The sequence below is a fragment of the Nitrosopumilus piranensis genome (genome assembly GCF_000875775.1).
Lineage (GTDB): Archaea > Thermoproteota > Nitrososphaeria > Nitrososphaerales > Nitrosopumilaceae > Nitrosopumilus > Nitrosopumilus piranensis.
Genome location: NZ_CP010868.1, coordinates 354,279 through 368,359, shown reverse-complemented (window position 1 = coordinate 368,359; position 14,081 = coordinate 354,279). Strand labels below are relative to the sequence as shown.

The window sequence follows — 14,081 nt, the reverse complement described above, 5'->3', positions numbered from 1 at the left end:
CACCACTACTATGAACTTCATACTGGCATAATTACTACAATTAGTTAACGAAAATCGCTGTCTGAAACAGATCAAAAAGTTTTCAAAAATGATCGTAACTAGTTTTTCATTTATGAATTTCAGACAACATATGGAGACTTACACTTTGGACACTTGTCTTCAAATGGCTCGTCCTTAAATCCACACTCACCACATATTGCAATATCTTGAACAGGCTTGAAAGAAGTTGTAAGGTCTGCTGTCTTCTCAATTGCTTTTTTGATTTCTGCAGGCTTTGCGTTTTTATCAATGTTCAGCGTAACAAACAGACCTCCGTTGAGTAACTTTGAGAGTTTGTTGCATTCAGAGATTGACTCACTCTTATTGGTATAATCAGATATTACAGATGCGTCAATTTTGATTCCTTCAGAGTAGGAATCCCCTTCCATGGAGTTTAGAGATGAATTTTTACCATATTTCTCACCATCTAGGGTTGCAAAGCGGGTGGAACTCTCAGTTTCAGTCATGCAAATAGCCACAGGATCGCCTAATTCCTTACCTTTTTTGGCACCTACATCAACTGCAGTCTCAATTACCTTATGAAGGATTTCACGCCCTTCCTTATTATCCTGGAATCCAAGGATGTTAAAGACTGCCTCTTTGAGGCCCACTAAATTAACAACTAGTGAAACAGTACTTCGCTGCATGTATTGAGTATTCTTGGCTAAGATTGGATTCAATCCACGTCTAGTCAAATCAGAGATGTCTTTCTTTCTTAGAGCCATAGATGATAAAGCTGGCTTCATCAACAATGCTAATCTTGCTCTAAAGTAAGTTTCATCTTTGTTTGATTCAAATGCTAACCTTGGTAGATTAATTGATACTGATTGGAGCATAATTGATAGTGGACCAGAATTTTTAGTTGATCCATTTGTAACTCCAGAACTTGATGTTTGTCCTTTAGCAAACATTACTTTGCCACCAATAGAAATTATTTCTGCAACATCTGCAGATACATCAGTGATCTTTCCTTTGTCATTGTCAATTATTAGACCAATTTTTGGAATTGGTGTAATCTTTGTATAGTTTTTGTATGCAGAAATTATTGAATTAATTATTTTTGTATCAGAACCTAACTGTAGTCTAATTGAAACATTGGTACTTGATTTGTTGTATTTAGAAGTTGTAGATGCAGTTGCAAATGCTGCAGTTAATTTTTGTTCTAGCTCTGAAAGTGACTTGGAATGTTTTGAGAACAATTGAACAAATCCATCAAGTACAATTTCTTGTGAAGCTTCTTTTGAAAGAAGAGAGATTACAACAGACAATGCACTTGTAATTTCATCTAATTGTTTTGATGCAGGAATTCTTGAAACATCAAGATATTTTCCACCAAGATCAATTCCATCTTCAATTAATTCTTTAACATTAACAAATATTGTATCAGGAATCATTGACCAAATTCCAGGATTTGCAATATGTAGATCACCAGAAAGATGAGAGTCAGCTACATCTTTTGGTAAAATGTTTGTAAGAAGATGTTCAGCAAAAACTCTTTGTCCTGTTCTAAACAAAAGACCTTCAGCACCATTATCTACATTGTCTAAATTAGTAATCATCTCTTGAACATCATAAACTGGCAAGCCTAGACGTGCTAGTTTGTTACGATATTCTTCATGGCCATGCTCTAAGAGCACAGAATTTACCATTTCTCTGATAAGCGAGCCTGTAAGATAGGTAGTTTGATACTTGTAAATTCTATTTTCAACTTCTTCAGTAATTTTTTGGGCAAGTTCCAGTGGGAGGCTACCCTCACGAACAAGTGATTGAATAATTTTATGAGAATTAAATTCTTCAATGGACTCATGTGATGTTCTGACATACATCTTTCCACTTTCAATAATTGATCTTTCTTCAATCTGTCTTGCTAAGCTTAAGACCAATTTTCCAAGATTTGTGATTGTGTAACGTCTTTCAGATTTGTTTAATGCAACAAGTGATTGTCTAAGTAATTTTCTCAAGTGATATGCAAATTTGCCACTTTCTTTTTTGGATTTGAAACCAGCTAGTGATTTTAATTCTGAATAAGTTAAAGGTCCTTTTGAGTTTAAGATTCTGAGAATGTCGATTCTGTTAGGGCTTGCCATTACAGAGAAGATCATTCTGACACGTTTTGAGGTAGATTGTAAAATGCCTCCTCGTTTTGATGAATCTGAATCGTCATCTAAGTCGACATCTAGATCATTATCTTCAACATCTAGATCACCCTCAAGATCTAATTCTAATTCCTCATCACTCATTTTCATGTACTTTTCTAAAAAAACGCACTAATTAAGACTTATGACAGTATGACTTTGGATCATTTTTGATCATTTTTCTAAATGTATACAAAGATTTGAGATCTAATTTTTAAAAATTGTAAAAAAAGATCAAATATGATTAGATCATTTTTCTTGAACATCTAATGAAAACTCGGATGTAGAGAGTTTTTGTCCACATGACGGACATTTTCCACTATAAGGATTCATTACATCTTTTAGAGATTTTAACATCTTCATGTTTGTGATCTTTTCACCACATTTTCCACATGTAACTTCTACTGACATGATAACGATCAGTGATGCAAAATAATTAAGAATCGATTTTGATTTTTTTTAATAATTCAAACAAATATTTTTACTGCTTTTCGATGATAATTCCTCTTTCATCAAAACCAGTGATTCTTGCTCTGGTTCCAACGGGCAGATCAGCAGGGTTGGCAATTCCTGCCATAAATCCTGAAATCCTCAAATCTGAATTGTCTAATTTAAGCACAACAAAGGCATATGGGGTATATTTCTCAAAGCCTGCAGGAGCCACGGTAATTATGGTATAAGTTGCAACCTGGCCTGTACCCTCCAAGAGCACATCCTCAAAGCCCTTACTTCCACATTTTAGACAAAAATATGCAGTAGATAGATGAAGGAATCCACAATCAGTACATTTGTGAGTTAAAAGTTTGCCATTTTTTGCATTTTCAATTACTTGTTCTTCAACTGACATTTTACACACTCTGGAATACATGAACAGCACAACTTGCACCAGTTGCACCAAAGTTATGAGTTAATCCAATCTTTGCATCTTTAACGGTTCTTGCACCAGCTCTTCCAGTTAATTGATCATATACTTCAACTACTTGTCCAACACCAGTAGCACCAATTGGATGTCCTTTTGATTTAAGACCACCTGATGGATTAATAGAAATATCAGAATTTAGTGAGGTTCTACCTTCACGAACTGCTTGAACACCTTGTCCTTTTTCAAAGAAACCCAAGTCTTCAGTATCAACAACTTCTGCAATTGTAAAGCAATCATGTACTTCTGCAAAGTCTACATCTTTTGCAGTAATGCCTGCCATCTTGTATGCATCAGCTGCTGCAAGTTTTGTACTAGGAATTGTTGTCATGTGTTCACGTCCTTGTAATGCAGCTGGTGAACCACCACGGCCTGAACCAATTACTTCAATATAATCACCGCCGTGTTCTTTTGCAAACTTTTCAGAACATAAAATTACAGAACTTGCGCCATCAGAGAATGGACAGCAATCATAAAGTTTTAGGGGACTTGCAACTACTGCAGAGTTCATTACATCTTCAATGGTAATTTTTTTCTGCATGTGAGCTTTTGGATTTAACACACCATTATCATGATTCTTTACTGCAACTCTTGCAAAGTCTTCTTCAGTTGTATTGAACTCTGTCATGTAAGCTCTTGCCATTGATGCAAACAATCCTGGAAATGATGCACCAGCTTGGCCTTCATAGAAAAAGTCTGAACAATATGCAAAGTAAGTTGTAGTCCATTCAGTTCCTGTATGTGTTACTTTTTCAACACCAGTAACTAAAAGACAATCATAGAATCCTGCTGCAACATTTGCATAGGCTTCTCTAAATGATACAGAGCCACTGCCACAGGCAGACTCTATTGTTAATGATGGCTTATCTGGTATTCCTAATCTACTCATCAAGACAGGGCCAATGTGTACCTGCTTGTCTGCAACGCCAAATACATTTGAGATATAGGATGCTTTGATATCTTTAGGTGAAATTCCTGCACTCTCTATGGCTGAAACTGATGCCTGAGTAGTGATATCTGCAATACTATCGGCTAATTTTCCATATTTAGTGCTGCCTGCGCCAAGAACACAAACCTTTTCCACAAATGTCACTGACCCAAGTCCCTATAAAAATCGTTTTAGTAAATTAATCATAAAACATGCCACCAAAGAAACTTCAGACAATTCAGATCAAAAAGACTGTTATTAGACATTCAGTCAAAACTACAAAGTCAAAAACTAGCATCTTCAAAAAAGAAATAATTCAATATCTAGATAGTAACGGGTATCTTTCTTGGTCCTCAAAAGACAAGAAATACATGATTCTTGGAACAAATTCTCCAAAAAACGGACTAGTTCCATGTCCTCAATGCAAACTTGGGGAATTAATGGTAATTCGTTCTAGAACAACAAGAAAGCGCTTCATGGGTTGTTCTAACTTTTATGGAGGATGTAAAGCATCATCACCCTTACTACAAAAGGCAAAGCTTAGAGCAATAAAGAGTCCTTGTGATGTATGCAAATGGCCAATGATAATTTTTCGTTACTCTAGAAAACAAAAGTGGACAAAACAATGTTCAAATTTTAATTGTAAAAGTAGAGTCAGGCCTTCAAAGTAGGATAAACATCTGTTCTTCTGTTTTTTAATAACGGTAGTACTTTGCGTGTTTGTTTTACCTTTTTGAGATCTATATTGACATAACCTATTCCTTGTTTCTTTTTCATGTCAAGCAAAACTTTTCCATATGGATCTACAACCAGACTTCTTCCACAATAGATATTGCCAACTTGATCAGGTGCAATAACATAGCATCCATTTTCAATTGCACGTGTTTTGTTAATTGTAATCCAATGTTCTTCTTTCATATTACCTTTGACCCAAGCTGATGGGGCAATCAATATCTCAGAGCCAGCTGCTGCAAGTGAACGTGACATTTCTGGAAAACGTAAGTCATAGCATATCATCATTCCAACTTTTCCCAATGTAGTCTTTACAGGCTTTGCAATCTTTGAGCCTGATGCCATCTTGTCTGATTCTCTAAAACCTAATGCATCATAGAGGTGAATCTTTCGATAAATAGAGATCACCTTGCAAGATTTATCAATTACAAACGAAGTGTCGTAGACTTTGTCTTTTTTTCTGCTCTTTTCATAAAACGAACCAACAACTTGGATTTGGTTTTCTTTTGCAGCCTTTGCAATAGTTTTTACAAAGTTTCCATTAATGGTTTCAGCTAAACTAGCAAGTTGCTTTGGTGTTTGAGTAGAATTTGTGTAAAACATCATAAATTCTGGAAACGCACAAAGAGTTGCATTTTTTGAAGCTGCCTTTTTGATGTAGGAGATAATTTTTTTTAGATTGGTTTCTTTGTTAGTTGATGCTTTGAATTGTACAACTGCAACTTTCATTGAGAATCATTAGTAATATGACAATAAAAGGATAAACGGTTGGTACAATCGCAAAATGTACCATTTTGTTATTATCCAAAGTTGTTTTAATAGAAATTAAACCGACCATAGTGTGTATGTCATACCTGTGACTGGACAGGAGTCATTCCAGTCTTTTTTAATTTAAAAAAAAGAAAAAATTAGATGGTAGTTGCTAGTCCAGATTCAATCAATGCAATTGCAAAGTTATCAAGAGTACAATAAGCACTTCCAAATCTATTATCTAAAATAGCTGTATAGCCATCACTACAATGTAGATCTTCTGTGTGGTCGTCATGAGATTTATGTTCATCTTCATGAACTGATTCTTCATCTAATTCTTCAGATGTTATTTGATGAATTTCAGACTCTGTTGAAAGAATTTCTTCTTTAGCATAATCTCCAACAAATGGATTTGTACTAATTTCCAAGGCATCATAGAAATTATTTAACCAATAACTTCTATTTTGATCCCACATTTTTACCATGATATGACTTGTATCAAATGTTGTTGTAGGAGTAAATTGGAATTTTAGAACGTTAAACGCTCCATCTATTTTAGCCTCAACACTGACATCAGTAATTAGATTTTCAGTATTTGTTATTTCAACTGACTCAATTCCATCAAATGTTTGGGACCATGCAATGTCAGCAATAGGCATTTGTCTCCATACATATGAATCAAAAACGTGTTCATTCCCAAGTACTAATTCTACATGTTTAAGATATTGTGGTCCACTGTTATCAAATATTTTAAGAGATATTTCTACAGGTTCACCAGTTTTTATTATCTGTGTAGGAATAGTTTGTTCAAAGTTTTCTACATCATATGTTTTTCCATTGATTGTAAAACCACCTTCAACAAAAACTATACCAGAACTATCTTTCCCTAATGTTGGATGAGTACAATCACCGTCACAACCACCACCACTGCTTGATTCATCATCACCATGAGATGCAAAAGACATTCCAATACTTGGAATTAACAAAATGCCAAACATGATGGGCAGAACCATTAAGATGTTTCTTCTTGTCATTATATTTCAAAAATTCAAAAAATGTGAAAAAGGAATTGGTTCATCTGACAAATGTACTGGTTCATTTTAGAAATGTACCAGTTACAATTGCTTTCCTGCCAAAAACCAATTTTCTTTGGGATTGTCTTCAAAAACAACAATAACATGATTCTCTTTTGTTTTTAGAATCTCTACAGCTGATTTTGTGATTGCTTTTGCGTACTCATCTTTTTGTTCCTGAGAACGTCCAGGATACATTGATACTGTAATCAACGGCATGAAGACTTAAACTAGATTCTGGAATTTATGCTTTCAATAATCTGGTCTGTATCCGTATCTTGTACCATAAGTATACTCAGAGCTGTGTGTTTTTTTGTAGAGATATCCAGTTGCAAATCCAATTGCAAATCCTCCAATGTGTGCCATATATGCAACACCACCACCTGCAACACCAAAACCACCTATGAAAAATGGTAAGAGATTCTGAAAGACTAACCAAAATGGCAAGAACCATTTTGCTTGAATGTGCATCATTCTCCAGAAAAATCCCAACATAAGAAAAGTAGTAATTCTAACTCTAGGGAACATTGCCAAGTATGCACCAAGTATACCAGATATGGCTCCTGATGCACCAACTGCAGGAATAGAACTTGTAGGATCAATTACAATGTGAGCTAGACCTGCACCAACTCCCCATGCAAGATAGATTAAGAGGAATTTTGCTTTGCCAAACTTTAGTTCAATGTTGTCACCAAATATCCACAAGAATAACATGTTACCACCCAAGTGCATCAGACCACCATGCATGAACATTGAACTAAATAATGAAAAGTATGGAGTATCAGGACATGAAATTCCTGGTTGAATCATTGATGAAAAACCAGTAACACAGCTAGGAACTGCACCCCACTCAAAGAACATCAAAGCAGCTCTAGAGTTAGAAAACTCCCAAAATTGGCCAGTAAAAGCTATTTCATATATGAATACTGCAACATTAAGAATAATCAATCCAATTGTAATTTTTGGTTTGAATCCTGGCGGATGTGGATTTTCATCTCTTAATGGTAGCATTAGTCGTTTAGCTTGAATAAAATTTCTATAATAAGATTTTTCAATTTTGAACAGTCATTATTGAATTCTCAGAAATAAAAGAAAAAATGGATTTATTATCCAAGATTTGTGCATGCATCAGAGTTTGTTTCAATAATTCCTCTAATGTATGGAACATCACCATGAAGATGGACATTTACATCAGTGTTTCCAGTACACAAATTTTTAAGAATTGTGTTTCCATTAGGATTTACTGCAGTTAATGGTTTTGATGAATGGTGCATCGGCATTCCATGCTCATCCCAGTTTGGCCAAACATCAGCCTCATCCCATACTCCTGAGAGAGTATTCCCAGCAGTTTTTCCATCATTAATGTCATCTGCAGGACCTAAAACGTTGTAAAGATGCATTGCATTATGTACTCCTTCTGGAGCATAATGAACATGGACTTTTTCTAATGATTCAGTTAGTCCCTTACCATCATTACCACTGACATCAATTTTGTTTAGAACAATTTGATATCTAATAGATGTAGGATTTGAATCATCATCAAACCAAAACATTGCTTTTCCTTTTGGATCACTACTAGAACCATCAATGGCAGTTAAAATTGCAATCAAATCTGGTTGACCAGTTGCATCTGATTTTGCCATAGCTGTTGGCATTACAGATATTGTAATTACACTAATTGCAAAAATTGCTCCAATAGATAGTCCAAAGACAGTGTTACTTTGTTTCATAAAAAAAATATTGTATTTTTCTATTAAACAAATCTGGCTCATTTATCGAATATACCAGTTATACCAAAATGATTTCTCGTTTAACTAAATTCTCAATTATATTCAAGAATTGTTCATCTGAAATTTTTTCCTCATACCACCAACTTGCAGGAGTTTGTACCCATGAAGGAATTCTCCATTGTGATTCAGAAATTACATCACGTGTTGGAACAGACAAAATTTGTTTTTCAAAAAGAAAATCAATCCCTTCAAGAAATTCTGAATCTGTAATTTGTTTAGTTGACCACCAGTCTGCATTTTGTTTTATCCATACAGGAATTGTGGGTAATTCAGGTGGTAATCCTTTCTCAAAGCCTGAAATTTTCAAAATACCTTGAGATTGAGGTCCAACTGTAAATGCAACGTGCCAAAATCCCATCTCATCAATGCTTTGGATAAACTCTATAGGTTTATCATTAATGGTAACAGAAAATTTTTCATTTCCAGAGATTGGAGCAAACTCAAAGTTTGCATATGTCTCTAATGGATAACTGTTGTAACCTCTCATAGTCATTGTTGTACCAGATTCATCAAACTTTGCAGCTGAATACCATGCGCCTGAATCATATCTAAAATCAAAATCACCACCATTTTTCTTTGCAGTTACAGGAATTACAGTAGTATCAACTGGTGCAAAACAACTATAGTAAAACACGTCTTCAGTTATTGAAGGATCAGGATACATTGTAAAATCTAGAATTTCTCCGGGTTCAATTTTTTCAATATATTCTACATTTTGAGTAATATCTAGAACATTTTCATAACCATGAACAACTGCAAAAATTTTTGGAAAGTATACTGTTTCATTTCCAGTATTTTGAATTCTTCCTGAAATATGACCGTCATCATGCTTGACTAGGGTTTTATCATAAATTATTTGAATTGGAACTTCATTAGTAATTGTTTTTTCAAATGTTAATTCAGGATTAATTAGAACAGGGATATTTGATTTTATTTCAGGAAATTTTATCTTAAATGGAATTTCTTTTACAGAAGCTATTGGGACATGTTCAATTGTTTTTGAAATTGTTTTTGAGTCATCAATTACTGATACAGTAATGGTGGGAATTACTGCAAAATTATTTTCATTTTTGACATTTCCTACAACAGTATATACTCCATTTGAATCAAAATATCCCAGATATTCATGAAGCGGGACAAATACATCCGCAAATGCTAGTTGTGAACCAAATATTGTAACAAGTAATAATCCGAATATGAGAATTCGTGCCTGAAACACTCTAGAAAGAGTTGATGATGTCTTCGAATCCAGATGTTGGTTTTTCAAGTAAGCTTGGTCTATAATCTTCAATTAATTTATTTACAAGATCTCTGACTTTAATATGATATCTTTTTTTGAGTTGAACAAATTTTATTTCTACCAGTCCATCATCAACTAGTTGAGATAGATATAATGAGACAGTTGAGGATGATTTTTTAACTTCTTTAACTAATTGAGAGAATTCTAATCCATCTTCTTTGATTAGTGCAAGTAAAAGATCACGCGGGGTTTGTTTTCTTAGTGCTTTGATAACAATTGATTCATCTTCTGTGATTTGTGGAGAGTAAAATCTAACTTGACGTGGTCCACGATTAGCTTTGATAATTCCATTTCTTTCTAATTTATCTAAATAGTGACTTAATACACCATTTTTTAATCCAGAAAAACGCATTATTTCACGAAATTGAATTCCAGGATTCTTTTCAATGATTTTTTGAATTTGTGAATCTCTTTCAGTCATTTCTAAACACTCCTAAAGCTAACAGTCCTAATGTGACAAAGGTCAATAAATGTCCTATCTCTGCAATAGACATTATATCAAAATCATAAACAGTAGGCCATGTTGCATCAACTAGTAGAATAATTTCTGCCCCAATAAAATTTGCAAATGCTATTGCACTAAGTAAAAGTCGTTTTGTTTTTAATTTATGATAAGCAAATACTGCAAGAACTGTAATGAATACAGCCAAAGAAATTCCTCCAACATGCAAAAAGATGTGTGCTAAATGGTAACCATGAAAGAGATGAGGAACTATAATTGGCAAAGCAAGAATTGCAACAATACCAGTAACTACAATAGAAAATAGTGTAGACTTTCTTTCAACTATTCGTTCAGGTCTAAACAAGGTAAATGTAATTTTCTTAATTATTCATTTAAAGCGACTGGTTCATCCCTCGAATTAGTATCGATCAAACACTAATGATTCCTCTTTGAATTAAGAATTCTAACCCCTGTACAAACGTATTATCATCAATTTGTCCTGTTGCCCACCACGCAGCATTGTTTCTTATCCATGATGGAATCTCTTGAGATTTGGAAGTTTCTTGAGTTGAAGGTATAACAAGGATTTGATTTTTGATCAGATATTCAATTCCTTGAACAAACGTGTTATCATCAATTTGCTCTTCTGACCACCATAATGCATTGTTTCTAATCCAATCAGGAATTGTGATTTCTTTTTGATTGGTTACCCTATCAATAATAATCGGAATAGTTGTTCTAGCAAGATCATTATTATCTAAATTTTTAAAATTTAGATTTATAATTCCTGTTACATCTTGTGGAATCATAAATTCTGCTATATTGTGTTCTTCTCTTGAATCTGTACTAATTCCATTTTGTTCAAAAATTATTCTGTTATTTTGTGTGACAGAAAATTCATAATTCGTTGACACAGGTTTATTTTTTAAGAATACATCAGTTACATCAAAGATTATTTTTGCGTTGGAATTAGATTTCAGATTTTCTGGTTCCCAAGATACAAGAATTCTAAATTGTCCATTTTCAGTAACTGAACTCAGATGTGTATAATTTCTGTCTGGTTTAATCACAAAATTCATTCCATTATCATTTGAACCATTTTCAAGAACCTTGAGTAACTCCTTTTGATAAATAATAAAATGAACTATACGTCCATCAGAAAAAAAGTCATCTATTGTTGCCACATCTTCAGAAAGTTTTACACCATTAACATACATGGTAAAACCAGATACAAGCAAGTCACCAAATGTTTTTGGAATAATTAATTCTTCATGCACTACAGATGTTTGATTTATGTTTGAATAACTCCATTCAAAAGGCATAGAAAATTTAATTTCTTTTAAATCAGGATCATATTCAAAATCAGAAATTTCGTCATAGTAAGTAACTACATGAATATTTTGTTTACCAAAATTTGGATCAACAAAATCATGTTTAGATGTCTGAGCAATTGATATTCCTGCATTGAATACTAGCGGTTCATCAAGTGTATTTGAATATCCTTCAGCAGCAGGTATACTAATATCAAATTTGTATAATCCTCCTTCACTAAGTTTAGGCCCCTTTACATGAATTAGTCTGCTATCCAAGCCTAGTAATGAGCCAAAAAGATTATTTCCAGTTTCTTCTTCCAAAATTATTGAATCTGTATCATCTGAAACAAAATTAAATACTAAAAATCCATTATCAGCTTTGAATTCTTGTTCAAAAAGAAATTGATCTCCTTTTTCAGATTTTATTTGAAAAGTGACATCACGTAATGTAATTTTAGACTCAAAGTCAATAAGGGAAATTGATATTTGTTGATCATCACTTTTTGTAGGATCACTTTGTGATGAAGAGACTTCCAGTGTAACTTGTCTTTCATTAAGATCTACAGGTGGGAATGTTTCACTACCAACTCCATGACCAAAAGCACTATCAAAACTAAACACAAACAACAGTGGGAGTAAAAGTAATAGGAATAGATTTTTCAAGTTACGTCCACTTGGTTGGATCTTTTTTTCGTATTTCTTTTCCATCAATTGTAACTGAATCTTTTTCTTCAAAGATAGTATGCCATTTACCATTACTTGGAAAAATTTTGTTCATCTCTTCAACTTTATCATTAGTAGGTGGTTTGTTCATCAACGCACCCCATTTCATGTTGGGAATTTTTGGCATGATATCATTGATGTCTTTCATTACACTAGTCACTTTACTGAATTTATTTAAAAACCTATGATTGAACTCTTATGATTCCTTCTTTAATTAGGAATTGAATTCCTTGAATGAAAGAGTCATCATCAATTGCACCTTCTGCCCACCAACCAGCATTGTTCTTAATCCATGCTGGAATTTCATTAGAACCTGTACCTTGTCCCTGTGATGTTGGTGGAATCTTTAGAATATTTTCTTTAACCAGATATTGAATTCCTTGAACAAATGATCCATCATCGATTTGTCCTGCTGCCCACCACTCTGCGTTGTTCTTAATCCAAGCTGGAATTGCCGTAGGTTGTTTTGCCTCTGATGTAGATTTTATCAGACTTGGACCTAATTCAATAATTCCTGAACCAATTCCTGCATAAGTTTCATCATAGGTTAATCCAGTACCTAATGCTCTAACATCAATCCTGTAAGTTCCTTGAGATGGTATGTAGATTTTTTGAACGTCAATTCCTTCAGTAGATATGATTCCAGGCATTTGTGGATCATCACCCAAAAATGTCTCTATGACTTTATCATTTGAATCAATAAAAGATACAACATACCTCATATCACGGATAAGTTCCCTGTTTTCATCAAAGAAGGCAATCTCAAAAGGCACATAATCTCCTGCACCATAATTTCCATCCCATGAAATGTTTACAGTTGTTGGAACTGGTTCATAGTTTGTAGTATCGACAAGATAGAATTCAGTGGAACTCTTTGTGATTTCATCTAGTGGCACTAATTTCAAATCCATTTTTTTATTATCATAATTACTTGGACCTAATGCTTCATTGATTTTCTTTAATTCAGCATTTGTAATTAAAAAGTGAACAATGTTGGTGTCATCGTATGAATAAGGATCGTTGAGTAATGCTCTTTGATCAATTTCTACACCATTAACATATCCTTTGAATTGCTTACCCTCTGAATAAGGAGAAAATGTTTTTGGAACTCGAACCTCTTCATGGACCACTTGAACTAAATCAACATAGTCTGGACTCCAATCAAATGGCATATCAAATGAGATAGAATTGTCTGATTTATCAAACTTGAAATTATCTACATCATCATAGTACGTTTTCACAATAACTGGAATTTCTTCAGCATTTGCAGTTTGAATGAAAAAGTTTTGCTCCTGTGCAACGCTGATGAAAGTATCATAAGTTAAACGATCTGCAACCACAGTTCTAGGACTTGTGGCACCTTCAATGTCTACTTTAACATTATACAATCCACCTTTTGTAAAGATTGGACCAGTAATTGTGGGTCTGGCACAAGTATCTAAATTATTATCATTACAGGCTTCTCCATGAACAAATAATGCTTCAGGTGCACTAACGTGCTCAGAGCCACCATAAACGGTACATTGCCAAAGATTATCTTTTTCACATCCAGGTTTTGGTTTGATTTCAACATCCAATCTTCCATCTAAATCATAAAACATATTCCTAGCTAAAAGTTCACCACTTTGCCAAACTTCAACTCTGTATGTGACTTTATCCAGATTAGTGTCAGTTAATGTATCAAAGAATCGTATTTGCATATTAGCAGAATCTACTTCACCTACTGTGATGTCTGACGGGGTTAGTTCTGTTCTAACAGTTACTTCCATACCACCAAATGATAATGGTTCTGCTTGATCTCCACCCAAACCATGTCCAAAGACATCAGGGATTAATGCAGGTATTGTGAAAATTCCAATTATCGTAATGAATAATGCAAACTTGTTGTGCAATGATGAAATTATGTTAATTCCATATTTAAAGCTGGCATAGCATTT

Annotated in this window: 16 protein-coding genes; 1 reads left to right on the top strand and 15 read right to left on the bottom strand. The window is 33.9% G+C overall.

The window, feature by feature from the left end:
* Positions 1-119 precede the first annotated feature (119 nt).
* The 4 genes from nrdD to NPIRD3C_RS02050 all read right to left on the bottom strand — a co-directional run bounded on the left by nrdD (position 120) and on the right by NPIRD3C_RS02050 (position 4,186).
* Positions 120-2,285 (bottom strand): anaerobic ribonucleoside-triphosphate reductase, encoded by a 2,166-nt coding sequence (gene nrdD, locus NPIRD3C_RS02060; RefSeq protein ID WP_148702619.1) that lies wholly within the window; start codon positions 2,283-2,285, stop codon positions 120-122.
* A 138-nt stretch (positions 2,286-2,423) separates the two neighbouring features.
* A complete protein-coding gene (locus NPIRD3C_RS10565) occupies positions 2,424-2,585 on the bottom strand; it encodes a hypothetical protein (RefSeq protein ID WP_182126295.1) in 162 nt (53 codons plus the stop codon).
* 70 nt (positions 2,586-2,655) lie between these two features.
* Positions 2,656-3,021 carry a Zn-ribbon domain-containing OB-fold protein gene (locus NPIRD3C_RS02055; RefSeq protein ID WP_148702618.1) on the bottom strand — a complete coding sequence of 122 codons (366 nt, stop codon included), beginning with the start codon at positions 3,019-3,021 and terminating at the stop codon, positions 2,656-2,658.
* Between the two features lies 1 nt (position 3,022).
* Positions 3,023-4,186, bottom strand: coding sequence for a thiolase domain-containing protein (locus tag NPIRD3C_RS02050; RefSeq protein WP_148702617.1), 1,164 nt, complete (start codon positions 4,184-4,186; stop codon positions 3,023-3,025).
* Positions 4,187-4,233: 47 nt separating this feature from the next.
* On the opposite strand from NPIRD3C_RS02050, the gene NPIRD3C_RS02045 reads away from it, so the two are divergent.
* Positions 4,234-4,692, top strand: coding sequence for a DNA topoisomerase (locus NPIRD3C_RS02045; RefSeq protein ID WP_148702616.1), 459 nt, complete (start codon positions 4,234-4,236; stop codon positions 4,690-4,692).
* On the opposite strand, the gene NPIRD3C_RS02040 is transcribed toward NPIRD3C_RS02045, so the two are convergent.
* From NPIRD3C_RS02040 to NPIRD3C_RS01990, 11 genes are all read right to left on the bottom strand, one after another.
* A complete protein-coding gene (locus tag NPIRD3C_RS02040; RefSeq protein WP_148702615.1) occupies positions 4,676-5,482 on the bottom strand; it encodes a carbon-nitrogen hydrolase family protein in 807 nt (268 codons plus the stop codon). The genes NPIRD3C_RS02045 and NPIRD3C_RS02040 overlap by 17 nt on opposite strands.
* A gap of 179 nt (positions 5,483-5,661) precedes the next feature.
* A complete protein-coding gene (locus NPIRD3C_RS02035; protein WP_148702614.1) occupies positions 5,662-6,516 on the bottom strand; it encodes a hypothetical protein in 855 nt (284 codons plus the stop codon).
* A gap of 102 nt (positions 6,517-6,618) precedes the next feature.
* Complete coding sequence (locus NPIRD3C_RS02030) at positions 6,619-6,795, bottom strand: tautomerase family protein (RefSeq protein WP_148702613.1); 177 nt, start codon at positions 6,793-6,795, stop codon at positions 6,619-6,621.
* Positions 6,796-6,828: 33 nt separating this feature from the next.
* On the bottom strand, positions 6,829-7,587 hold the full coding sequence (locus tag NPIRD3C_RS02025; protein ID WP_148702612.1) for a rhomboid family intramembrane serine protease: 759 nt from the start codon (positions 7,585-7,587) through the stop codon (positions 6,829-6,831).
* 95 nt (positions 7,588-7,682) lie between these two features.
* Positions 7,683-8,306, bottom strand: a complete 624-nt coding sequence (locus tag NPIRD3C_RS02020) for a CHRD domain-containing protein (protein ID WP_148702611.1) — start codon at positions 8,304-8,306, stop codon at positions 7,683-7,685.
* A gap of 58 nt (positions 8,307-8,364) precedes the next feature.
* Positions 8,365-9,633, bottom strand: a complete 1,269-nt coding sequence (locus tag NPIRD3C_RS02015) for a peptidase (protein ID WP_237087697.1) — start codon at positions 9,631-9,633, stop codon at positions 8,365-8,367.
* Entirely contained in the window at positions 9,587-10,087 is a 501-nt protein-coding gene (locus tag NPIRD3C_RS02010) for a winged helix-turn-helix transcriptional regulator (RefSeq protein ID WP_148702610.1), read from the bottom strand. Before NPIRD3C_RS02010 ends, NPIRD3C_RS02015 begins: the two co-directional genes overlap by 47 nt.
* The gene (locus NPIRD3C_RS02005) at positions 10,080-10,472 is read right to left on the bottom strand and encodes a hypothetical protein (protein ID WP_148702609.1); all 393 of its coding nucleotides are present in this window, start codon (positions 10,470-10,472) and stop codon (positions 10,080-10,082) included. The genes NPIRD3C_RS02010 and NPIRD3C_RS02005 overlap by 8 nt, the downstream gene beginning before the upstream one ends.
* Before the next feature lie 64 nt (positions 10,473-10,536).
* Positions 10,537-12,129 (bottom strand): peptidase, encoded by a 1,593-nt coding sequence (locus NPIRD3C_RS02000; protein ID WP_148702608.1) that lies wholly within the window; start codon positions 12,127-12,129, stop codon positions 10,537-10,539.
* Entirely contained in the window at positions 12,086-12,292 is a 207-nt protein-coding gene (locus tag NPIRD3C_RS01995; RefSeq protein ID WP_148702607.1) for a hypothetical protein, read from the bottom strand. Before NPIRD3C_RS01995 ends, NPIRD3C_RS02000 begins: the two co-directional genes overlap by 44 nt.
* 34 nt (positions 12,293-12,326) lie before the next feature.
* Positions 12,327-14,036: a peptidase gene (locus tag NPIRD3C_RS01990; protein WP_148702606.1), complete on the bottom strand. Its 1,710-nt coding sequence runs from the start codon at positions 14,034-14,036 to the stop codon at positions 12,327-12,329.
* Positions 14,037-14,081 lie beyond the last annotated feature (45 nt).

Bases quoted from the DNA above. Each gene is read 5' to 3' on its own strand.
- NPIRD3C_RS02020 (WP_148702611.1), bottom strand. From the start codon at position 8,306: ATGAAACAAAGTAACACTGTCTTTGGACTATCTATTGGAGCAATTTTT.
- NPIRD3C_RS02000 (WP_148702608.1), bottom strand. From the start codon at position 12,129: ATGGAAAAGAAATACGAAAAAAAGATCCAACCAAGTGGACGTAACTTG.
- NPIRD3C_RS01995 (WP_148702607.1), bottom strand. From the start codon at position 12,292: ATGAAAGACATCAATGATATCATGCCAAAAATTCCCAACATGAAATGG.
- NPIRD3C_RS02035 (WP_148702614.1), bottom strand. From the start codon at position 6,516: ATGGTTCTGCCCATCATGTTTGGCATTTTGTTAATTCCAAGTATTGGA.
- NPIRD3C_RS02030 (WP_148702613.1), bottom strand. From the start codon at position 6,795: ATGCCGTTGATTACAGTATCAATGTATCCTGGACGTTCTCAGGAACAA.
- NPIRD3C_RS10565 (WP_182126295.1), bottom strand. From the start codon at position 2,585: ATGTCAGTAGAAGTTACATGTGGAAAATGTGGTGAAAAGATCACAAAC.
- NPIRD3C_RS02010 (WP_148702610.1), bottom strand. From the start codon at position 10,087: ATGACTGAAAGAGATTCACAAATTCAAAAAATCATTGAAAAGAATCCT.
- NPIRD3C_RS02055 (WP_148702618.1), bottom strand. From the start codon at position 3,021: ATGTCAGTTGAAGAACAAGTAATTGAAAATGCAAAAAATGGCAAACTT.
- NPIRD3C_RS02045 (WP_148702616.1), top strand. From the start codon at position 4,234: ATGCCACCAAAGAAACTTCAGACAATTCAGATCAAAAAGACTGTTATT.
- NPIRD3C_RS02040 (WP_148702615.1), bottom strand. From the start codon at position 5,482: ATGAAAGTTGCAGTTGTACAATTCAAAGCATCAACTAACAAAGAAACC.
- NPIRD3C_RS02025 (WP_148702612.1), bottom strand. From the start codon at position 7,587: ATGCTACCATTAAGAGATGAAAATCCACATCCGCCAGGATTCAAACCA.
- nrdD (WP_148702619.1), bottom strand. From the start codon at position 2,285: ATGAAAATGAGTGATGAGGAATTAGAATTAGATCTTGAGGGTGATCTA.